General features: G+C 60.8%; 13 protein-coding genes and 1 tRNA gene. 4 read left to right on the plus strand and 10 right to left on the minus strand.

Annotated elements, in window-relative coordinates; genetic code table 11:
- Nucleotides 1-54: 54 nt before the first annotated feature.
- The 4 genes from pqqF to AC07R1_RS13990 all read right to left on the minus strand — a co-directional run bounded on the left by pqqF (nt 55) and on the right by AC07R1_RS13990 (nt 5,784).
- Nucleotides 55-2,517, minus strand: coding sequence for a pyrroloquinoline quinone biosynthesis protein PqqF (gene pqqF / locus AC07R1_RS13975; RefSeq protein ID WP_495110617.1), 2,463 nt, complete (start codon nt 2,515-2,517; stop codon nt 55-57).
- A gap of 48 nt (nt 2,518-2,565) precedes the next feature.
- The gene (locus AC07R1_RS13980; protein ID WP_011063847.1) at nt 2,566-3,360 is read right to left on the minus strand and encodes a carbon-nitrogen hydrolase family protein; all 795 of its coding nucleotides are present in this window, start codon (nt 3,358-3,360) and stop codon (nt 2,566-2,568) included.
- 111 nt (nt 3,361-3,471) lie between these two features.
- Entirely contained in the window at nt 3,472-5,154 is a 1,683-nt protein-coding gene (locus AC07R1_RS13985; RefSeq protein WP_011063846.1) for a flavin monoamine oxidase family protein, read from the minus strand.
- A gap of 168 nt (nt 5,155-5,322) precedes the next feature.
- The gene (locus AC07R1_RS13990; RefSeq protein WP_011063845.1) at nt 5,323-5,784 is read right to left on the minus strand and encodes an Lrp/AsnC family transcriptional regulator; all 462 of its coding nucleotides are present in this window, start codon (nt 5,782-5,784) and stop codon (nt 5,323-5,325) included.
- 208 nt (nt 5,785-5,992) lie between these two features.
- On the opposite strand from AC07R1_RS13990, the gene AC07R1_RS13995 reads away from it, so the two are divergent.
- From AC07R1_RS13995 to AC07R1_RS14005, 3 genes are all read left to right on the plus strand, one after another.
- Complete coding sequence (locus AC07R1_RS13995; protein WP_019094517.1) at nt 5,993-8,368, plus strand: glucose/quinate/shikimate family membrane-bound PQQ-dependent dehydrogenase; 2,376 nt, start codon at nt 5,993-5,995, stop codon at nt 8,366-8,368.
- Between the two features lie 218 nt (nt 8,369-8,586).
- Entirely contained in the window at nt 8,587-8,892 is a 306-nt protein-coding gene (locus AC07R1_RS14000; RefSeq protein WP_170866334.1) for a hypothetical protein, read from the plus strand.
- Nucleotides 8,893-9,413: 521 nt separating this feature from the next.
- A complete protein-coding gene (locus tag AC07R1_RS14005; RefSeq protein ID WP_011063842.1) occupies nt 9,414-10,451 on the plus strand; it encodes a hypothetical protein in 1,038 nt (345 codons plus the stop codon).
- Nucleotides 10,452-11,423: 972 nt separating this feature from the next.
- On the opposite strand, the gene AC07R1_RS14010 is transcribed toward AC07R1_RS14005, so the two are convergent.
- From AC07R1_RS14010 to rpsU, 5 genes are all read right to left on the minus strand, one after another.
- Nucleotides 11,424-11,500 (minus strand) — tRNA-Ile (locus tag AC07R1_RS14010).
- 15 nt (nt 11,501-11,515) lie between these two features.
- Nucleotides 11,516-15,259, minus strand: a complete 3,744-nt coding sequence (locus AC07R1_RS14015; protein WP_495110618.1) for an EAL domain-containing protein — start codon at nt 15,257-15,259, stop codon at nt 11,516-11,518.
- Nucleotides 15,260-15,375: 116 nt separating this feature from the next.
- The gene (gene rpoD, locus AC07R1_RS14020) at nt 15,376-17,223 is read right to left on the minus strand and encodes an RNA polymerase sigma factor RpoD (RefSeq protein ID WP_011063840.1); all 1,848 of its coding nucleotides are present in this window, start codon (nt 17,221-17,223) and stop codon (nt 15,376-15,378) included.
- A 67-nt stretch (nt 17,224-17,290) separates the two neighbouring features.
- A complete protein-coding gene (gene dnaG / locus AC07R1_RS14025; protein ID WP_019094980.1) occupies nt 17,291-19,264 on the minus strand; it encodes a DNA primase in 1,974 nt (657 codons plus the stop codon).
- A 483-nt stretch (nt 19,265-19,747) separates the two neighbouring features.
- Nucleotides 19,748-19,963 (minus strand): 30S ribosomal protein S21, encoded by a 216-nt coding sequence (rpsU, locus tag AC07R1_RS14030; RefSeq protein ID WP_002551877.1) that lies wholly within the window; start codon nt 19,961-19,963, stop codon nt 19,748-19,750.
- A gap of 200 nt (nt 19,964-20,163) precedes the next feature.
- Here rpsU and tsaD point away from each other — a divergent pair, with 200 nt between their 5' ends.
- Complete coding sequence (gene tsaD, locus AC07R1_RS14035) at nt 20,164-21,189, plus strand: tRNA (adenosine(37)-N6)-threonylcarbamoyltransferase complex transferase subunit TsaD (RefSeq protein ID WP_495110619.1); 1,026 nt, start codon at nt 20,164-20,166, stop codon at nt 21,187-21,189.
- A gap of 45 nt (nt 21,190-21,234) precedes the next feature.
- Here the strand turns inward: tsaD and plsY are convergent, their stop codons facing one another.
- A complete protein-coding gene (gene plsY / locus AC07R1_RS14040; RefSeq protein WP_019094979.1) occupies nt 21,235-21,804 on the minus strand; it encodes a glycerol-3-phosphate 1-O-acyltransferase PlsY in 570 nt (189 codons plus the stop codon).
- Nucleotides 21,805-21,858 lie beyond the last annotated feature (54 nt).

A 21,858-nucleotide genomic window follows, 5' to 3' on the forward strand; every position in this document is an offset into this window, starting at 1 on the left:
CCGCTGAAGGTTGCCCGCAATTCTGAAGAAAGCTCATTGCAGCGCTGGTAATGATCATTCTGCCACTTGCCAGGGTGCACCCGGGCACGACCTGTTGGCCAGCGCGCTGCAGCCGCCGGCAGCCTCTCTGAGTTGGCGGGCGGCCTGGATCACGATGGCGGGCGTCAGGGCCTCTATGCAGCCTTGCAACTGCGGCAGGTAATCCGACGAGTGGCCGGCCAGTTTTGCCTGCCACAACAAATCCATGGCCTGGTCCAGGGGCAGGGTCGCGGGCTGCAACTGTTGAGCCAGGGCCTGTCGCTGATCATTCCAGCTGGGCTCGTCGAGTGCCTGGAGTTGTTCGGGCAGGTGCTCAAGGAATTGTGCGATGTGCTGAAGTATCTCGGTGACTGTCGCGCCGGGGGATTGCACGGCGAACAACAGACCCGTCCGGCCGTTGCGCTGGCGAACGGCACTGAAGACGCCATAACCCAGTTGCAGCTCCACCCGCAGGCGCTGATAGAACGGGGTCTGGCAGAGCTGGCCGAGCAGGCGCCATGCGGCTTCATCGGCAAGGCTGGCGCTGGGCACGGGATAGAACAGCAGCAGGGCATGCTCACCGGCACTCCCGGGCAGGTTCTGCCACTGCTGGCCGGTGCCTGCTGGCACCGGCCGGCAGAGGGTGGCGTCCGCTGTGCCGGGCATCTGTTGCAGGGTTCGGCTCAAGGCTTCCTGGACGGCGGCTGGCAGCGCCAGGCCCAGTCCGTCCCAGCGAGCGCTGGCCCAGAGTGCTTGCAAGGCCGCTGGGTCGGGCTGGGCCTGGCTGTCGGGCTGTGGCTGTTCGCTGAATGCCTTGAGCAATTGGCGGATCGGCAGCAGGGGCGCTTCAGCATTGACGCTTGCCTGCTCCTGCCAGAACGACTCGGCAGGTCGTCCCAGGGCTTTCAATGCTTGCAGTAGCACTGCGGGCATGGGGGACGGCAAACCGTGCAGTTTCAGCAGCCAGTCTTTGCCACAAGAGGTGAAAATCAGCTCTACGCCGGCCTGGCGGGCATCGTCGCGCAATGTCGACAGGCTGCGCAGCAACCGGGCATGCAAGCCTATCGGGGCAGGCGAGGCCAGTTGCCAGCGCAGAGTCAGGGCGCTACCAGAAGGATCTGCTGGCAGCGCCTGGCTGAAGCTCAGGGCCGACCTTTCCTTGCGGCCCCGGGAGCGATCCTGGGCAAAGGTGCGCAGCCCGCGATGAGCGCTGGTCTGCCCACGAATCAACCCGGCCCGTGGTGCCTCGATCGTGCTGCGCAGAAAGGGGTTGGCAGGAGGCAGGCGCCAGTCGTGGCTGAAGTGCTCCACAGCCTGGGGTTGCAACTGCTTGAGCACCTGCTTGAGGGCGGCCAGCCCCGACTCATCCAGCCTATCGGCAGCTTGGCGGCTGTCGCGTCGGGACAGTTCCAGGGCGCTGGCAACTTCGATCTGGCGCTGTTGCAGCAAGGCATATTCTTCGCGCAACGGTGCCCAGTCGGCCTGGGCACTAAAGAACCCCAGCCACTCTGTCAGCAGCTCGCGTACCTGAACCGGGGCTGATGCCGCCACGCTGGTCAGATCGAACTCCAGGTGCAGCAGGGCCTGGCCGGCGAACTCATACAGGAGCGTTGCCTTGAGGCTGTGAGCCAGTTGGCGCTGCTGGAGTTCCGCCAGCAACCCGCCGGGCTTGGCCGATTGCAGCCAGGTGCAGAGAAAATCCACAGCGGCAGTAGCGCCCGCGGGCAGCCGCTCTAGAGCAAACAGCAAGTCCAGCCGCTGGCCGCTGAGTTGTTGGTAAGTCTGGTTGCCCGTGGCCATTAGGGCGGGAGGCGCTGTCTGCTCAAGGTGTTGACCGCTCGGCAGGCAACTGCCGTAGCGTTCCGCCAGGGCTCGGAGCTCCTCCAGTGGCTGCGGGCCGGCGAGGCTCAAGACCATTTGCCCGGCCTGGTAATACTCGCGATGGAACTGCTGCAAGGCCTGCTGGAAGGCGTTATTGGGCAGGTTCAGGCTGTAGCGGTTGCCGGCATGGAAGGCCCTTAGCGGGTGCGCGGCATGAAGACCGTCAAACAGTGCGAACTGACGCTGCGCTGTCGCATCCCGGGACCAGGCGATGAACTCCGCGTGCAGGACTTCCCGCTCCCGGTGTTGGTCCTCCAGGCTCATGCGCGGTTGAGCGAGCATCTCGCACAGACGTTCCAGGCCACCGGCAAAGGCGCTGGCCGGCAGCTCGAAAAAGAACTCGGTGGCACGTTCGCAGGTTCGCGCGTTCAGTTGCCCGCCCTGGGCCCGTACATAGGCCATCAGCCCCTGTTCGACAGGAAAGCGCTCGGTCCCGAGAAACAGCAGGTGTTCCAGAAAGTGCGCCAGGCCCGGCCAGGCCAGCGGTACATCGTGGCTGCCGGCGGCGACGCGCAATGTCGCGGCGCAGCGTTTCAAATGGGGAGCATGACGCAGGGAAACCCGCAGGCCGTTGGCCAGGGTTTCCAGTGGGGGCAGAGGGTGATTCGGCGCGGGCATGAGCACTTCCAGAACAGAGAAGCGCTCATGCTAGCGGATATCCCCGGATCAGCGCTTGCTCAGGTCGTCGTAAAGCTCGGGGCGGCGATCGGACAGGTAGCGGTTGAGTGCCCGGGATTCGCCCATCAGTTGGCGGTCCAGGGTGCCGATGATCAGGGCTTCGTCGAGACCGGCCAGGGCAATCCGGCTGCCGTCGGGGGCGGCGATGCTGCTCTGGCCGCAATAGCGGATCTGTTCTTCATGGCCACAGTAGTTGGCATAGGCCACGTAGCACTGGTTCTCGAAGGCCCGGGCACGGATCGTCACGTCGGCGACGAAGTCGTAGGGGATCATGTTGGCGGTCGGCACCAGAATCAGCTCCGCGCCTGCCAGGGCCAGGCGTCGTGCATTCTCCGGGAACTCGATGTCGTAGCAGATCAGAAAGCCGAGTTTCCAGCCGTCCAGTTCCACCAGCGGAAAGTCATCTTCGCCGGCGCTGAACATCGAATGGTCGAGGTCACCGAACAGATGGGTCTTGCGGTAGTTGCACAGGCGCTGCCCCTGGGCGTCGATCAACTGCACGGCGTTGTAGATCTGGCCGTCGACACTGCGCTCCGGGTAGCCATAGAGGATCGCCGTGCCGGCGGCCTGGGCGATGGCGGCGATGCGCTGGGCCGAAGGGCCGTCCTGGGCCTCGGCCAGAGCGCCCACCGCTTCCAGGCCGATGTTGTAGCCGCTGAGAAACATCTCCGGCAGCACCAACAGATCGGCATCGGTGGCCTCCATGGCCACCTGATGCAGGCGTTGCAGGTTGCCGGCCACATCCAGCGGCCGTGGCGGGCACTGATACAGGGCGACGCGCATGGTCTTCACTCCACTCACTGACAGACCGGCCACTGTAGCCGCTGTCGCAGGTTCGTACGACATCCCGGCAGGGCAAGCCTGCGGGGACGAGCGCCTGCCCGGCCGCCGGTTTCAGTCGGCCAGGGCAATCGGCCCGATCTCGTGGAACACATCCCCCGGGCCCGGGTTCTCGGCGTGGGTAGCGCCACCGAAGTGCTTCATGATCCCCCACACCGCGTTCAGCGAGGTCTGCACCGCACCCTCGACCCAGGCCGGAGTCCAGGAGACATCGTCACCAGCGATGAAGATACCGCGCTGCTCGGCGGGCATGTCGTCCTGCATGAAGTGCGCGTACATCCGCTGGTTGTAGCGGTAGTGGCCCGGCAGCGCGCCCTTGAAGGCGCCGAGGAAATGCGGGTCGGCCTCCCAGGAGACGGTGATTGGGTCGCCGATGATACGGCTGGCGATATCCACCTTGGGGTAGATCTTCTTCAGCGCATCCAGGGCCAGCTTCACGCGTTTTTCCACCGGCTGTGGGAGCATCTTCAGGGCATCGCTCATCCACGAGTAGGACAGGCAGATCACCCCCGGCTTGTCGTCGCCGTTGTCGAACAGGTAGGTGCCGCGGGTCAGGCGGTCGGTGAGGGTCATGCTCATCAGGTCGCGACCGGTTTCCGGATCCTTGTCCTTCCAGAACGGCCGGTCGACCATGACGAAGGTCTTCGACGACTGCATGTAGCGGGTGCGGTCCAGGGCCATCCACATCTTTTGCGAGAACAGCGATTCCTCGCATTCGATCTGGGTGGTCAGCAGCCAGCTCTGGCAGGTGGTCAGCACCGCGGCGTATTCGCGGGTGTCGCCCCAGTTGTCGGTGACGCTGAAACGGCCATCGGCAGCCCGGGCAATGCGCTTGACCCCGGTACGCGGCGCGCCGTGGTGCAGCGAGCTGAGGCTGGTACCGGCCGGCCAGTGGGCACAACGCTCCGGCACGTGGCGCCAGATGCCCAGGGGCACCTGCTCGACGCCGCCCACGACCAGGTGCTGGTGGTCGTCGCAGTTGGTCATGACCACGCGGAAGATTTCCAGCATCGAGTTGGGGAAGTCCGAATCCCAGCCGCCGGTGCCGAAGCCCACCTGGCCGAACACCTCACGGTGATGGAACGACAGCTTGGCGAAGGCCTTGGAGGTGGCGACGAAGTCGTAGAAGGTGCGGTCGTCCCACAGCGGCACCAGGGTGTTCCACAGTTCCTTGAGGCGCGGCACGTCGCGGTCACGGATTGCCTGCTGGATTTCGCTGAAGCGCGAACCATCTTCCAGGGCATCGGCCCAGGCATCGGCGACTTCCTGGAACAGCGCCGGCAGGTCGGCGAGTTTCTGGGCGTAGTGGGTCTGGCCTTCGAGGTCGATGACGGTACTGCCCGAGGCCGGGGTCAGCGGGTTGGGAAAGGGCTTGGTTTCAAGGCCGAGCTTGTCGACGTAATGGTAGAAGGCGGTGGACGACACCGGAAAGCGCATGCCACCCAGCTCGGCGATGATCCCCTCGGCTCCCTCAAAGGCCTGGGAGCGCAGGCGGCCGCCCATTTTCGAGGCTTCATAGACCACTGGCTTGAGGCCCAGCTTCATCAGCTCGTAGGCCGCCACCAGGCCGGCGATACCGGCGCCGACAATCGCCACTTCGGTGCCGTGCCGTGCCTGGGGAATGCTGCCCAGGCCGGCAGGATGCTCGATCCAGTCGTCGAAGGCGAAAGGGAAGTCCGGCCCGAAAATGGTGATCGGCTTCTTACCGTCTGCAGGATGGCGATTGTTCTTGTTCATGGCTGACCTTGGCGGGCGGCTCAGCAGAGTGCTGAGTATAGGAAAAGATGGCAGCCATTCTAGAGAGGGTGAAACACGTAAATAAGACGCAAACTGTCGTCGTTATGCTCGGTTATTTATCGTTATGACGAATTTGTACGTCAGATTGACTGATTGCCAGGGCGCGCCTTACAGCGCGTGCCCGCGATCGATCTTGCTGCTGAGGATGATCGAGGTGGTGGTTTTCTCCACGCCGTCAACGCTGCCGATCTGGTCCAGCAACTGGTCCAGCTGTTCCGGTGAGTCGGTGCGCAGCCAGGCCACATAGTCGAATTCGCCGCTGACCGCACACAGTTGCTGGACCTGCGCCATGCCGCTCAGGCGCCGCAGCACTTCCTTGCCAGAGCGCGGCTGGACCTTGATGCCGACATACGCCTGCAAGCCGCCATCGACTACCCGCTGCCCCAGGCGCACGCCATATCCGGTAATGACCCGGGTCTTTTCCAGGCGGGCCAGGCGCGAGGTCACGGTGGTGCGGGCGATACCCAACTGCCGGGCCAGCATCGCCACGCTTTCGCGGGCGTTGATCTGCAAGGCTGCGATCAATTGACGGTCGACTTCGTCAAGAACGGGAGGGCGGCTATCGGACAAGGTGGGCTCCAGCACGGCTATCGGGGGAGCGCACATGTTACAGGCTCCCGTGAACACCCGCCGCAGCTCCCGGAGAACATGGCGCAAGCGACAGCTACGCTCTGCAAGTCGGGAATTTTTTTGAAACAAATGACCTGCGACAGATTGTCATAAGTAACTGGTTAGTACATTCTCGCCGTCAGGTTTTGAAGATGGGAGAGTTTTTAAGATGAAAAACACGGGGGCTGCCGCCGGCAGCAAATGGTTGCTCGGGGGGCTGGGTATCCTGATTGCCCTGATCGGGCTGGGCCTGGCCGCAGGCGGGGGTTACCTCCTGAGCCTGGGCGGCAGTGCCTATTTCCTGTTGATGGGCCTGGCGATGCTGGTGTCCGGGCTGTTGATCGCGCGGCGCAACCCGCGTGGTGCCTGGCTGTATGGGGTGGCCCTGGTGCTGACGGCGATCTGGGCGGTCTGGGATGCGGGCCTGGAATACTGGCCGCTGGTCTCGCGGGTACTGACCTTCGCCGTGATCGGCCTCGTGGTGGCGCTGATCTACCCGACCCTGGTGCGTGCCTCCGGAGCCCATGCCGGGCGCGGTGCCTATGGCCTGGCTGGGCTGTTGGGGATAGGTGTGGTCGCGACCCTGGCCTACATGTTCGTGCCGACCCATGTGGTCAAGGCGGACAAGGTGCCAGCGGTCCAGCCGGTGGCTCCCGGGACGGAACAGAAAGACTGGGCCCACTGGGGCAATACCACTGCGGGCAACCGCTTCGCCGCACTGGACCAGATCAACAAGGGCAACATCGACCAGTTGCAGGTGGCCTGGACCTTCCGCACCGGTGACCTGCCCGAAAGCAACGGCGCTGGTGCCGAAGACCAGAACACACCCCTGCAGATCGGCGATACCGTCTACACCTGCACCGCCTACGGCAAGGTGTTCGCCCTGGACGCCGACACCGGCGCCGAGCGCTGGAAGTTCGACCCTCAGGGCTACGCGCCAAACTGGCAGCGCTGCCGCGGCCTGGGTTATTTCGACGCCTCTGCCACCCCGGTAGCCGATGCTTCGGCGCCTGCTGCTCCGGCGGCCTGCACCAAGCGCCTGTTCCTGCCGACCGGTGATGCGCGCCTGATCGCGATCAACGCTGAAACCGGCAAGCCCTGTGAAGACTTTGGCAACCAGGGCACGGTCGATCTGAAAACCGACATGGGCGAGATCAAGCCGGGCTACTACCAGCAGACTTCGACACCGTTGGTGGCGGGCACCGTGGTGATCGTCGGCGGCCGGGTGGCGGACAACTTCTCCACCGGCGAACCGCCGGGCGTGGTTCGGGCTTTCGATGTGCGCAGCGGCGAGCTGATGTGGGCCTGGGACCCGGGCAACCCGGCCACCACCAAGCGCCCGCCGGCGGGTGAAACCTACACCCGTGGCACGCCCAACGTCTGGTCGGCAATGTCCTATGACGCCAAGCTGGGCCTGGTGTACCTGCCCACTGGCAACGCCACCCCGGATTTCTTCGGCGGCCAGCGCACCGAGTTCGACGACAAGTGGAACTCCTCCATCGTCGCCATCGACGTGAAGACCGGCCAGGTTCGCTGGCACTTCCAGACCACCCATCACGACCTCTGGGACTTCGACCTGCCGGCACAGCCGCTGCTGTACGACATTCCGGACGACAAGGGCGGTGTGCAACCGGCGCTGGCCCAGGTCACCAAGCAGGGCGAGATATTCCTGCTCAACCGTGAGACCGGCAAGCCGATTGCCCGGGTGGAAGAGCGCCCCGTGCCCCAGGGCAATGTGCCGGGCGAGCGGTATTCGCCGACCCAGCCGTTCTCGGTGGAAATGCCGTCGATCGGCAACCAGACCCTGACCGAGTCCGACATGTGGGGCGCGACTCCCTTCGACCAGCTGATGTGCCGTATCCAGTTCAAGGGTATGCGCCATGAGGGTGTGTACACCCCGCCGGGCCTGGATCATGCGTTGCAGTTTCCCGGCTCCCTGGGCGGTATGAACTGGGGCAGCGTGTCGGTGGACCCCACCAGCAATTACATGTTCGTCAACGACATGCGCCTGGGCCTGGCCAACTACATGATTCCCCGGGACCAGATCGCCGCCGGTGCCAGTGGCATCGAGATGGGCGTGGTGCCTCAGGAAGGCACGCCGTTCGGCGCCATGCGCCAGCGCTTCCTCTCGGCGGCGGGCATTCCCTGCCAGAAGCCGCCGTTCGGCACCATGTCGGCCATCGACCTGAAGACCCGCAAGCTGGTGTGGCAAGTGCCGGTGGGTACCGTGCAGGACACCGGCCCGCTGGGGATCCGCATGCACCTGCCGATCCCGATTGGCATGCCGACCCTGGGCGCGTCCCTGGCTACCCAATCCGGCCTGCTGTTCTTCGCCGGTACCCAGGATTTCTACCTGCGGGCCTTCGATACCGGCAATGGCAATGAGATCTGGAAGGCGCGCCTGCCCGTGGGCAGCCAGTCGGGCCCCATGACCTACGTGTCGCCCAAGACAGGTCGCCAGTACATCCTGCTCACCGCTGGCGGTGCGCGGCAGTCGACGGATCGTGGCGACTACGTGATTGCTTACGCGTTGCCCAAGAAATAAGCGCAGCCTGGCAGCACCATGAAAAAGCCGCGCAATGCGCGGCTTTTTCATGGGCGCAGGCAACGGGTTTCAGCCCCTTGCGATTTGGGGAAGGCGGGGCATGTTCCGGGAGGGCGTTGGTGGTTGACTGCAGGGGAGTGTAAATAAGAACTGTCTTAGATACTGTTTGTGGGTATTTTGCTAAAAAGCCGCCTTTTCCAGATCCCGAAATAGTGGGAATGAATAAGGATGTCGGCATGACGTACAGGCTGTCTCTTTCAGGCTTTCAGGATGCGGTCGAGCATTTCCACACGGTGGTCGAGGCCCTGGCCTTCTATGAAAGCCTTCAGGAGAGAGAGGGGGATGCACCTGGCGCAGGCCGTGCAGAATTGCACTGCCTGCAAAGGAATACCTTCGTCGTCCTGCTTCCGGGAATCAGTGTGCAAACCGTCACTGAAGAACTGGAAACCGTGTGGGAGTGGGCGCCGGAAGATCGCCTGAAGATTCGCCCCATGTTGAAAGAGCGCTATCGGACCAAGACTTGATGAGGCTTGCTTTTCAAGCAATAACACAGAGCTGCGCATTGCATGGATTTTGTGTTTGGTGGGTTTCGCGACATACGCCCCGCCGCCTCTGCAGTCGGTATGCGCCGCCATCTTGAGATGGGCAAAAAAGTGGATGCAGAACTCGTCGGCGGGTGGGGGAGTGCTTTCTATATCCGATTTATGTGTGGTTACTAATTTATACGTATAGGGATTATCACCGGTGGCTGCTTTAAAAAGTCTCCATCGGAGGGCGGAGGCTTGCAGCTGGAGGTTTATCGCCCATTACTACCTCTCCGTCATTAAGTAACTGCGATCTTGTCGGTAGATACGAATTTTTGGGCGCTCCATTTTTTTTCAGGGTGCCGTATCAGTCAGTGAGAATTTAACTTGCCCGAGGTATGTCCTGCCTCCGCAAATCTGTCTTTAGACGTGCTTTTTAAGAATCGCCTTAGATCGTGGCTGGTTTGAGTGAAATAGAATTTAAAGAGGTGAGCTTTCCAAGCGACTAAGGCGATAAAGTCATGATTAGCTATTCAGGCGGTTACAGTTTCTTTCGGGACTATCTTGTAATATTTTTTGTTTGTGTGATCTATTCCGGTTTTGTAAGTGCAGATTATCGAAATAATTATTGTAATTCCGGAGCAAAGCTCGGTAGTAACTCTATATCTTTCAAACTTGGATACCTGCGTCCTTTTTCTGAGGTAGAAGTTGGAGGTGTTCTCGGAACTGCAGCGCTGGTGGGTACCCTGAAATGTAGCGCTGAAGAGGAACCTTACGGAAAATTGGGTTTTAGCCTACAAATTGTTCCTGGCACAGGCGAGCCTGGTGTCATTTGCAGCACGCCGATTGATGGAGTTGGAGTGCGATATAGATCGGCTTATGGTAGAGCCATACCATGTGACCATTGGGACGAAGTTTTCATGGTTCAGCCAAGAAAAGGTGGGCAGTACGCGGTCTCATTGGATCAAGCAGTGGAGTTCATTAAAACCAAGCCGAGAACCTCCCTCGGCCCTGGGTTGCATGAGCTGCGACTACCTCCAAGTAGCTATATCTACTCATACTGGAAAGGTATAACCGTTAGCGATACTTGGGGGGAATATATATTTTATTCAACCGCCAAACTGCTGGTAGCAGACTGCCGAATGGTTGACGCTAACAAAACAGTCGACTTCGAAGGAGTGAACCCCTATCACCTTGTAGATGGCGGCATGGTAGAAAAAAAATTTGATCTTACGCTTGGGAGTTGTGGCAGCCAAAGCGCAGCCGAAGAGTTCAACGATGTTGCCAGCTTCCATTTTCAGTCGAAAAATATACGAGCAGATGGAAGGCTGGAAAATGACCGATGCGAGGGGTGCGCCAAAGGCATATTGATCACGGTGGCAAATGCTAAGGGCAAAATGATTGATTTAAATAAATCTTATTTGATGAGGGACGGTGATTATAACCTGAGCGGAGAAAGAATAACGCACCACTTTTTGGCTAAGTTAGGGCGCGACTTTAAAAATATTGAAGCAGGAAGAATTCAGGTTGTGCTTACGCTGATAATAAGTTCGCTTTAATTATGAAGGTGATGTAGTCGCTGTATGGATGTACATGATGGAGTTTTCGCGTTGATATTTGATTGTTCGATTGTAAGATTCTAGCTGATTGATACATCTATTGAGGTTCTATCTTGTAGGTAATCGATAGAGTGATGTTGATTGTTTCGTTACCAGTTGATTTTTTAAAGCTTGGATTCGCAGGAGTATATTTGAGTGCATTAGCATTGCCCGGCGGCGGGGCTTGCTAATGAATATGCGCGGCGAGTTGAGTGTTCATGCCTGCCAGTCGGGTGAGCGTATTGCAAACAATCTTGAATAGATTTACGTCCTTAGATCGGATCCAACTGTTCGGCGCTTGCAGGCGCTGCTCTATGTCGCCACCGACCATGGTGTTTTGCTTTTGCCCCGTCAGCAGGTTCAGATCGCAGGCCTGTGGTCTGGTGTAGGTGGCTCATGGCATTCAGGCTGGCCGGCCCGCCTGAGAGCATATTGAGCGCGCCCATGGCCTAGTCCTCCACTGTGTGCTCAGTTGCTTTGCTCTGGATCGTCCCAACGGTCTGACGTAGCCAGTTGCCGTCGGCATCTAAGCGTTGCTGGAAAGCCTTGCTGTGCTGCCACACCTGATCACTTTTTCGCTCGGGGGGGGCAGGCTCTGACCATGCGGCAGGATCTGGACGTTCCACAGAACGACGTGCTTCAGGTTCAGGAGCGGCGGGCCGGTCAGGATCGCCGCCAATTCGCGTCAGACCAGTATCCGCCGCACGCCTCTAGCGGAGGTTTAACTCTCCGCTCAACTGATGAAGTTGCGCTATGGCAGTAGAAGTTGACTGTCTGTATCGGTGGTCGGCGATGAGGGCAGAAGAGGCTTCTAGGGGCCATCCCGGCCCTGTCCAGCGTTAACTGAGCTTGTATGGGCGGAACAGGAAAGGAGGGGCTATTTCTTGAACGATTCAGAAAAGCGAAAGCCGCGCATTGCGCGGCTTTCTTGTTTGGTGGGCCCACACGGACTTGAACCGTGGACCAAAGGATTATGAGTCCTCTGCTCTAACCAACTGAGCTATAGGCCCTCAGTAGGCGCCGGATTATAGCGATGGTTTCTCGGCTGTGCTATCCGAAAAATCGGAAACTCGGATCCGCAGGAAGGTCGTACAGAACTCCTCGGCTTCAAGGGGCAGGCTGACGATATAACCCTGGATCTGTTCGCAGCCTTCCAGGGTTAGGAAGGTCTGCTGCTCCTGGTTTTCCACGCCTTCGGCAATCACCGTGAACTGCATGCTGCGCCCCAGGGCGATGATGGCGCGGACAATCGCCACGTCGTGGGGGTCGTCCGGCAGCCCGCGGACAAAGGACTGGTCGATCTTGAGAAAGTCCAGGGGCAGGCGCTTGAGGTAGCTGAGGGACGAGTAGCCGGTGCCGAAGTCGTCGATGGCCAGTTGCACGCCCAGGCGCTTGAGCTGATGCAGCACTTCCAGGGCTTCTTCGGCCTGGCTCATGATGAAATTCTCGGTGATCTCCAGCTGTAGCATTCCGGGCTGCAGTTCATAGTCGCGCAGCAGTTGCTCGATACGCCCCAGCAGGTTGGGCTGGCGCAACTGGGCGCCGGCGAGGTTCACCGACAGCGGGCCGAAATCCTCAAAGCGCCGGTTCCAGTTGTTGAGTTGCAGGCAGGCCTGTTCCAGTACCCAGTCGCCGATCAGCAGGATCATGCCATTTTCTTCGGCCAGGGGAATGAAGTGCTCTGGGGGCACATCGCCGAAAGTGGGGTGATGCCAGCGGATCAGGGCTTCGGCGCCCACCAGCTCGTGGTTGCTGAGGCTGATCTTGGGTTGGAAATACAGTGACAGCTCGTTGCGCTCTATGGCTCGCCGCAGCTCGTGCTCCAGGGCTACCCGTTCGCTGGCCTGGGCGGTCAGGTCGCGGGTGTAGCGCTCCACGCGGTTGCGGCCCTTGGCCTTGGAGCGATACATGGCGGCGTCGGCGTTCTTGATCAGGGTGGCGACATCGCAGCCGTCCTTGGGGTACAGGCTGGTGCCGATGCTGGCGCTGATGAAAAACTCGTGTTCGCCGGCCTGGAAGGGGGCGGTAAAGCAGTTCAGCAGCTTGGTGGCGATGTGATCGGCATCGCTGGCCTGGTGCAGGCCCGGCAGCAGGATGATGAATTCGTCGCCACCCAGGCGGGCCACGGTGTCGATATCCCTCAGCTGTTCCTTCAGGCGCACGGCGATGCCCTTGAGCAGCAGGTCGCCCACCGGGTGGCCGAGGCTGTCGTTGATGTGCTTGAAGCGGTCCAGGTCGAGGAACAGCACCGCGCCCTGGCTGCCGTTGTCCTGTTGGCTATTGAGGGCACTGAGCAGCCGGCTTTCGAACAGGGTGCGATTCGGCAGGCCGGTCAGGGGGTCGTGGTGAGCCTGGTAGTCGAGCCGCGCCTGGGCGTGCTTGAGGCTGGAAATATCGGCGAACACCGCGACGAAATGGGTGATCTGGTTTTCCCGGTTGCGCACCGCATTGATGGTCAGCCAGTTGGGATAAAGCTCACCGTTCTTGCGCCTGTTGGAGATCTCACCCTGCCAGTGGCCCTCCAGGGTCAACTGATGCCACATCGCGGCGTAGAAGGCGCTGTCATGCAGGCCCGAGGCAAGCAGGCGCGGAGTGTGGCCCAGGGCTTCGCGTTCGCTGTAGCCGGTGATTTCGCTGAAGGCGCGATTGACTGCGCTGATGCGCTGCTGGGTATCGGTGATCATCACGCCTTCGGCCGTGCTTTCGAATACGGTCGCCGCCTGTTGCAGCTTCTCCTGCATCAGGCGTCGGTCTGTGATGTCCCGGGCGATGGTCAGCATGCAGTCGTCACCGCCGATGGGCAGTGGCCGGCTCGACAGCTCGCAGAGGCGGATCTGGCCATCGTTGCGCCGGATATGGCAGTTGAAGTCGCGGACAAAACCATCGCGCTGCAGCAGGTCGAGCATCTGCTTGCGCTCATTGAGATTGACCCAGATGCCCAGGTCCAGGGTCGAGCGGTCCAGCGACATGGCGCTGTTGAAGCCGGTGATGCGACTGAAGCCTTCGTTGACCTCGATCAGTAGCCCGTCGCGCTGACGGGTCAGCAGCAGGCCATCGGGGGAGGCATGGAAGGCCTTGGCGAACTTCTCCTCGGAGGTCTGCAGTTGTTGCTGGGTCTCCTTGAGTTGGCTGATGTCGCGTACCACTACCACCAGCGCCGGCGTGGTGTCGAGGTCGAAGGGCTCGGCGGAGATCAGGCCGGTGAACAACTGGCCGTTATGCCGGCGAAAGGGCATTTCCAGATTGCGGATGCTGCCGGCCTGCAAGCGTTGCAGCAGCCCCGGCCCGACCCCGGGGATGCCCCAGATATTGAGCTCGGTGGCGGTCTGGCCAACCACGCTTTGCGCGCTCAGGCCGATCTGCTCCTCGAAGGCCTTGTTGACTTCCAGCAGGCAGCCGTCGGACAGCCGGGCAATCACCAGGATGTCCGGACATTGCTGGAACACCGAGGCGAACTTCTGTTCGGACAGGCGCAGGGCCTCTTCGGTGTGCTTGGTCTCGCTGATGTCGATCATCAGCCCGCGCATCACCGGTTCGTGGCCATGCTCGATCAGGCTGACGATGTCGCGCACCCAGAGGCAGCGACCGTCGGCGGCGATCACCCGGTAATCGAGGCTGTGATCCCGCCCGGCCTGCACTTCGTGGTCGCAGAAGGCCTGGGCCCGGGTCAGGTCCGCGGGGTGGATGATGTTGCGCCAGAAACCGGGTATCAGCCAATGGGCCAGGGGATAGCCCAGCAGGGCTTCGGCATGGGGCGAGACATAGCTGTAGGTAAAGTCGCTGATGCGCGCTTCCCAGGCAATCGCGGACAGGCTTTCCACCAGGCTGCGGTAGTGGTATTCGCTGCTGCGCAGTTCCTGTTCCAGGGCGACCCGCCGGGAAATTTCCGAGCTCAAGCGGCGGTTGATACGGATCACCACCGCCAGCACGGTCACCAGCAGCAGAAGACCAGGCAGGCCATACATCAGGACATCCGACCAGAAGGTCCTGTGGTCGAGCACGCTGCCCACCCAGTGTTGCTGGATGGTGCTGATTTCCTCGGGGCTGAGGTCGGCGAGCACCTTGTCGAGAATGCTTACCAGGACCTTGTTTTCCCGCGGGACGCCCATCGCCAACTGATAGCGATAGGGGGTTTCGCCGCTGACGTAGAGACCGTCGAGCTTGAGCTGACGCAGGCTCCAGACACTGGAGGCGAGGTCGCCGACCACGGCGTCCACTTCGTCGGTGGCCAGGGCCTGCAGCGCCGAGCTGACATTGGGCATGGCCACCAGGTTCAGGTCCGGGTGGTGGGTGCGCAACAGTTCGTGAGGGGCGTAGTTTTCCACCACCGCTATCTTGAGGCCGTACAGTTCCTTGAGGTTGTGGGGTTGCGCGCCGCCTTCATGGGCGAGGATGACGATGGGGAAGTCCAGGTAAGGCCGGGTGAAGGCCATGTAGCTCTGGCGTTCGGGGGTCGACATGATCCCGGGCAGCAGGTCCAGCTTGCCCTGCTTGGCGTCCTCTAGCACCGCGGTCCAGCTGGCGGGCTCGACAGGCTTGAGGTTTACGGACAGGCGTTCCTGGATCAGGTGGATGTAGTCCGCGGCCAGGCCCTGGTAGCGGCCTTCTTCATCCCGATACTCGAAAGGCGGCCATGAAGCGTCCACACCCAGGCGCAGTTCCGGGTGAGTCTTGAGCCAGCTACGTTCTTCGTCGGTGAGAGTCAGCGCGCCAGCCGTTGCGGTCCAGGTGAGCAGCGCCAGCAGGAGCATGGCCGACAGTCTGGGCATAACCGTCTCGTTATGGCACGGGGAATGTTTCGAGTGTAGACCGGCTATGGGGCGGGGAAGGAAAGAAGGACGGGCTGCAAAAAGCAAAACCCCCAGCTGGGCTGGGGGTCTTGGGCTTACTCGTCGAGGAAGGAGCGCAGATGCTCGCTTCGCGTCGGGTGGCGCAGCTTGCGCAGCGCCTTGGCTTCGATCTGGCGGATCCGCTCACGGGTCACATCGAACTGCTTACCGACTTCCTCGAGGGTATGGTCGGTATTCATGTCGATGCCGAAGCGCATGCGCAGTACCTTGGCTTCACGGGCAGTGAGGCCGGAGAGTACTTCGCGAGTTGCTTCCTTCAGGCTCTCAACCGTGGCGACATCGATTGGCGACTGCATGGTCGAGTCTTCGATGAAGTCGCCCAGATGGGAGTCTTCGTCATCACCGATCGGGGTTTCCATGGAGATCGGCTCTTTGGCGATCTTCAATACCTTGCGGATCTTGTCCTCAGGCATTTCCATGCGTTCGCCCAGCTCTTCCGGAGTCGGTTCGCGACCCATTTCCTGCAGCATCTGCCGGGAAATACGGTTGAGCTTGTTGATCGTCTCGATCATGTGCACCGGAATACGGATGGTGCGGGCCTGGTCGGCGATCGAGCGAGTGATCGCCTGACGGATCCACCAGGTGGCATAAGTCGAGAACTTGTAGCCGCGACGGTATTCGAACTTGTCCACCGCCTTCATCAAGCCGATGTTGCCTTCCTGGATCAGGTCGAGGAACTGCAGGCCACGGTTGGTGTACTTCTTGGCAATGGAGATCACCAGACGCAGGTTGGCTTCAACCATCTCTTTCTTCGCGCGGCGGGCCTTGGCCTCACCGATCGACATGCGACGGTTGATGTCCTTGATCTCGGCGATCTTCAAGCCGGTTTCGACTTCAAGAGCGGTCAGTTTCTGCTGGCAACGGATGATGTCCGGCTGCAGGCGGGCGATGGCTTCGGCGTACTTGCTCTTGCCTTTGGCCAGGGCGTCGGTCCAGCTTTCATCCACTTCGTTGCCCGGGAACTGGCGCAGGAAGTCGGCACGTGGCATGCGGGCATCACGCACGCAGAGCTGCATGATGGCGCGTTCCTGCTGGCGCAGGCGATCCAGGGCACTGCGTACACGTTCAACCAGGCCTTCGAATTGCTTCGGAACCAGTTTGATCGGCATGAACAGTTCAGCCAGGGCCAGCATTTCGGCGATGGCTTGCTTGTTCTCGCGGCCGTGTTTCTTCAGCGCCTTGCGGGTGACTTCCATCTGGTCGGCGACGGCGCCAAAGCGCTGTGCGGCGATGACCGGATCCGGACCGCTTTCGGCTTCTTCTTCGTCTTCGGTCGCTTCCGCTTCTTCGTCTTCGCTGTCGTCATCCGCTTTCGCGGTCTTGGTGTCGACAGGCGGTGGCACTTCGGCGGCAGGCGGCGTAATGCCGTCATCCGGGTCGATGTACCCGCTGAGAACGTCGGACAGGCGTCCACCTTCGGTGGTGACGCGAGTGTACTCGGAGAGGATGTGATCAACCGTGCCAGGGAAGTGCGCGATTGCGCCCATCACTTCACGGATACCCTCTTCGATACGCTTGGCGATTTCGATTTCGCCTTCACGTGTGAGCAGCTCTACCGTGCCCATTTCGCGCATGTACATGCGCACTGGGTCGGTAGTGCGACCAATGTCGGTTTCCACAGCCGCCAACGCTGCGGCGGCTTCTTCAGCTGCTGCTTCGTCGGTATCGGCTTCGGCCAACAAAAGGGCATCCGCATCCGGAGCACTCTCGAATACGTTGATCCCCATGTCGTTGATCATGCGGATGATGTCTTCCACCTGTTCCGGATCTGAAATATCCTCCGGCAGGTGGTCGTTGACCTCCGCGTAAGTCAGGTAACCCTGCTCACGTCCACGGCTGATCAACTCTTTGAGGCGAGACTGCTGTTGCGCTTTTCCGGACATAACACCCTATCCACTGAAGGTCTTGGCGGGCAAAAAACAAGCCGAGGATTATACCCGAGCTATGACCTCACGCGCCAGTTGAGGTCGGGTTTGATGCGGGAACATTGCGTTTTAGAAGCTCAACCAGCTGTTTTTTCTCTTCGCTGCTGAGCTCGCTTTGACGCGATTTCCTGAGAAGTTGCTCTAAAACACGCTCGCGTTGGCGAGCTGACAAACTATTAATGGTGTCGAAAAACTGTTGTTCAAGGTTATCTCCGTCGATCAGCCATTCTTTTTCCGCCAGTGCGGTGAGCAGATGCCCTTGCTGGGTGCCGTGCCAGCGCGCCATCAATTGATGAATAGAGCGTAGCTTAGGATTTTTCTGCACGGCTTCGATCAGAGCCACCAGCAACTGGGTATTGGTGTTGTCGTCATCGGCAAAATGCCCGGCATCTTCAACTTTTTCTGCCAGTTGCGGGTGATGCAGCAAAGTGCGCAAGGCTGAAAGGGTCGGCGGTTCCACTGCAGCGGGAATGCGCGGGCCGCGTGGCTGGTCGCGATCGCCCTGGCGCTTGCCCTTGCCGTTCTTGTCCCAGGGTTTGTTTTCCCACTTCTTGCCGCCGGCATTTTTCTTTGGCGTCCACTCTTGTTGTGGGGCGTACGCCTCCTGATGCGGCTCATGGTAGTCGGCATAATCCGGCATCGCGTCGTAATCGATGCCTGCGTCGTAGGCGGGTGGCGCTTCGGGCGGTGCGCTGTGGGCCAGTTGGTTGACCGTTTCGTTGGTCAGGCCGGTGATTTCGCTCAGGCGCTGGCGCATCAGGGTACGCAGGTTGGCCCCGGGGATTTTCTCGATCAGGGGCGCGGCCAGGGTCGCCAGATGGGCCTTGCCTTCCAGTGAGCGCGGGTCGGCTTCATCGATCAGTTGCTGGAAAAAGTAATCGGCCAGCGGCTGTGCGTGCTGGTTGATTCGAGCGCGGAAGGCATCGGTGCCTTCGGAGCGGACCAGGGTATCCGGATCTTCGCCTTCGGGAAGGAACAGAAAGCGCGCGCGGCGCCCGTCCTGCAAGCAGGTCAGGGTCGCCTCCAGGGCGCGCCAGGCGGCCTTGCGCCCAGCCTGGTCACCGTCGAAGCAGAACAGTACGTTGGGTACGATGCGGAACAGGCGCTTGAGGTGTTCTTCGCTGGTGGCGGTACCCAGGGTGGCCACAGCGTTGCGCAGGCCTTGCTGGGCCAGGGCGATGACGTCCATGTAGCCCTCGACAACGATGATTTCGTCGAGGTTGCGGTTGTTCTTGCGGGCTTCAAACAGGCCGTAGAGTTCCTGGCCCTTGTGAAAGACCGGGGTCTCCGGAGAGTTCAGGTATTTGGGCTTGTCGTCCCCCAGAACCCGGCCACCGAAGGCGATGATTCGACCGCGGGTGTCGCGGATCGGGAACATTACCCGGTCGCGAAAGCGGTCATAGCGCTTGCCGGTCTCGGCGTTCTCGATCAGCAGGCCGGCATCGATCATGGCTTTCTGCTGCAGGGTGTCGCTGCTCAGGTGTTTGAACAGGTTGTCCCAGCCAGGCGGAGCGAAGCCCAGGCCGAAGTCCCGGGCGATCTCGCCGGTAAGGCCGCGCCCCTTCAGGTAGTCGACCGCAGCCTTGCGCGCTGGATGGCTTTTCAGGGCCTGGCGGTAGTAGTCGGCGGCGGCGGTGAGCAGCGGATACAGCGGTGAGTCGGTGGGTTGCCGAGGCTTGCGCTGGCCGCGGCTGCTCTCTTCGCGGGGGATTTCCATGCCAGCCGCCTTCGCTAGTTCCTCGACGGCCTGGGGAAAGTCCAGGTTGTCGTGGTCCATGATGAAGCCGAGGGCGTTCCCGCCTGCGCCGCAGCCGAAGCAGTAGTAGAACTGCTTGTCGGGGCTGACGCTGAAGGAGGGGGTCTTTTCCTTGTGGAAGGGGCAGCAGGCGGTGTAGTTCTTGCCGGCTTTCTTGATTTGCAGGCGCGAACTGACGACATCGACGATGTCGGTGCGGTTCAGAAGGTCGTCAATAAAGCTCTGGGGAATAAGCCCGGCCATGGCGTTCTCGTCATCACTGCGCGCAAAGATAGCCCTGGCGACACTGTCGAAAGTTCAGGTGGCGGCCAAGCGTGAGGTTACGCGGCTCGACCCTGGTTTTCGGCGTGATCGCAGTCGGGAAGTGTATCTGCCGAACGTCCACTGACGTTAGTTTCAATCAGTATTCGACTATTTGAAGGTGTTGCGCTGAGTCCGACAGTGGCTTTGGGCTGGCCTCGGATAGCTCATTAAGCGGGCGCTGGAGAAGGGCGCCTTGGGCTGATCGTCTGTAGGAATCAGATAAGGGTGTGCTCGTCAGTAGCCTTGGAAGGCTCGTCAGAAAAGACGTGCACCGCTGGCAAGAAGCCAGGTCTGACGTGGTGAAGCAGAATCGTCTGGGTCGCATGGGCGGCTTCGACGGTGAAGCATCAAGCGTATTCCGCAAATGCCATTAGCCCGGCTGAGGGCCGGGCTTGGCAGAAGCTTGCAACGAACGTCTGTGTATTAGTACAGACGTACGGCGCGGCGCTGTTCGCGCTGAACTTTCTTGGCATGACGCTTAACAGCAGCAGCTGCTTTGCGCTTACGCTCAGAAGTCGGCTTCTCGTAAAATTCGCGGCTACGAACTTCAGCCAGAACACCGGCTTTTTCGCAGGAGCGCTTGAAACGACGCAGAGCTACGTCGAAGGGTTCGTTCTCTTTAACTTTGACGGCTGGCATCCAGAGCTACCTTCATTCATTACCGGGGTCAACGTTCTCGTCGCAAAAATCGCGGCTGAGGTCGTCGGTTTTTAAGGGTTGCGGATGTTAACCCCTCAACGCTCGGAATGCAAAGCCTCTGATCGAAAACCGCTGGTCGGGCGCGGGAGTGGCGACTATTATGCGCGCCTTCGAATTCAGCCTCTACAAGGCGCAAACCCATGCTAGTACTGGGATTAGAAACGTCCTGCGACGAAACCGGCGTCGCGTTATACGACAGTGAGCGGGGCCTGCTGGCCGACGCGCTGTTCAGCCAGATCGACCTGCATCGCGCCTACGGTGGCGTGGTGCCGGAGCTGGCCTCCCGGGATCACGTCAAGCGCATGCTGCCCTTGATCCGCCAGGTGCTGGCCGAGGCCGACTGCGTGCCTACCGAGATCGACGCGATTGCCTACACCGCTGGCCCCGGCCTTGTCGGTGCCTTGCTGGTGGGGGCTTCCTGCGCCCAGGCGCTGGCCTTTGCCTGGGGCATTCCAGCCCTGGGCGTGCACCATATGGAGGGCCACCTGCTGGCGCCGATGCTGGAGGAGCAACCTCCGCAATTCCCGTTCGTCGCTTTGTTGGTGTCCGGTGGTCATACCCAGTTGGTTCGGGTCGATGGTATCGGCCAATACGAGTTGTTGGGCGAGACCCTGGATGACGCCGCAGGCGAGGCATTCGACAAGACGGCGAAGATGATCGGCCTGAATTATCCGGGCGGCCCCGAGATTGCGCGCCTGGCGACTCAGGGCGTAGCGGGGCGCTTTGTCTTTCCGCGGCCGATGACCGACCGCCCGGGGCTGGATTTCAGCTTCAGCGGCTTGAAAACCTTCGCTTTGAACACCTGGCAGCAGTGCGTCAGCGCTGGAGACGACGGCGAGCAAACCCGTTGCGACATCTCCCTCGCGTTCCAGCAGGCGGTGGTGGAGACTCTGACCATCAAATGCAAGCGTGCCTTGAAGCAGACCGGTCTCAAACGTCTGGTTATTGCGGGAGGTGTAAGTGCCAACAAGGCATTGCGCGCTTTGCTGGAAAAGATGTTGGCTGAAATGAAGGGCAATGTGTTCTACGCCCGTCCCGAGTTCTGCACCGACAACGGAGCGATGATCGCCTTTGCCGGTTGCCAGCGCTTGCAGGCCGGGCAGCAGGAAAGCCTGGCGATCAGCGTACAGGCGCGTTGGCCGATGGAGCAGTTGTCAGCTCTCTGATTTCATGCGGGGAGGCTCGGGCTGAGGCCTTTTCATCTGAGGGATTCAAAAATGCCGTTCGCGCCCGGCAAACAGGTCGCGTAAATTGCCGCGGTGGCGCCAGACGATCAGCAGTGTCAGCACGCTCATCGGCAATAGCGCCTCCGGTTCCTGCCAGGCCAGCAGTGGCAAGGTCAGGGGGGTGGCGATCAGTGCGGCCAGTGAACTGGTACGAGTGAGATAGAAGGTCAGCGCCCAGGCGGCGATGGCCAGCAGCGCGGCCGGGGGGTAGAGCCCCAGCAGCATGCCGGCGGCGGTGGCGACACCCTTGCCGCCGCGGAAGCGGAAGTACAGTGGAAACAGATGGCCGAGGACGGCATAGAGCCCCACCCAGGCCTGTTGTTGCAGGGACAAGCCCGCGAGGTGGGCGATCAGCACAGGCACCAGGCCTTTGCACAGGTCTCCCAGCAGGGTCAGGACTGCGAGTTTCTTGCCGGCCAGGCGCAGCATGTTGGTGGCGCCGGCATTACCCGAGCCACTCATTCGCGGGTCGGGATTACCCGTAAGGCGGCTGAGCAAAATGGCGAAGGACAGAGAGCCGAGCAGGTAGGCGAAAATCGCCAGTAACCAAAACATGCTAACTATTCCGGGCGAGGAAGCCCTGATTCTAACGGCGCATTGCGCCCTTGT

This window comes from Pseudomonas sp. GW821-FHT07F01 (genome assembly GCF_059418825.1).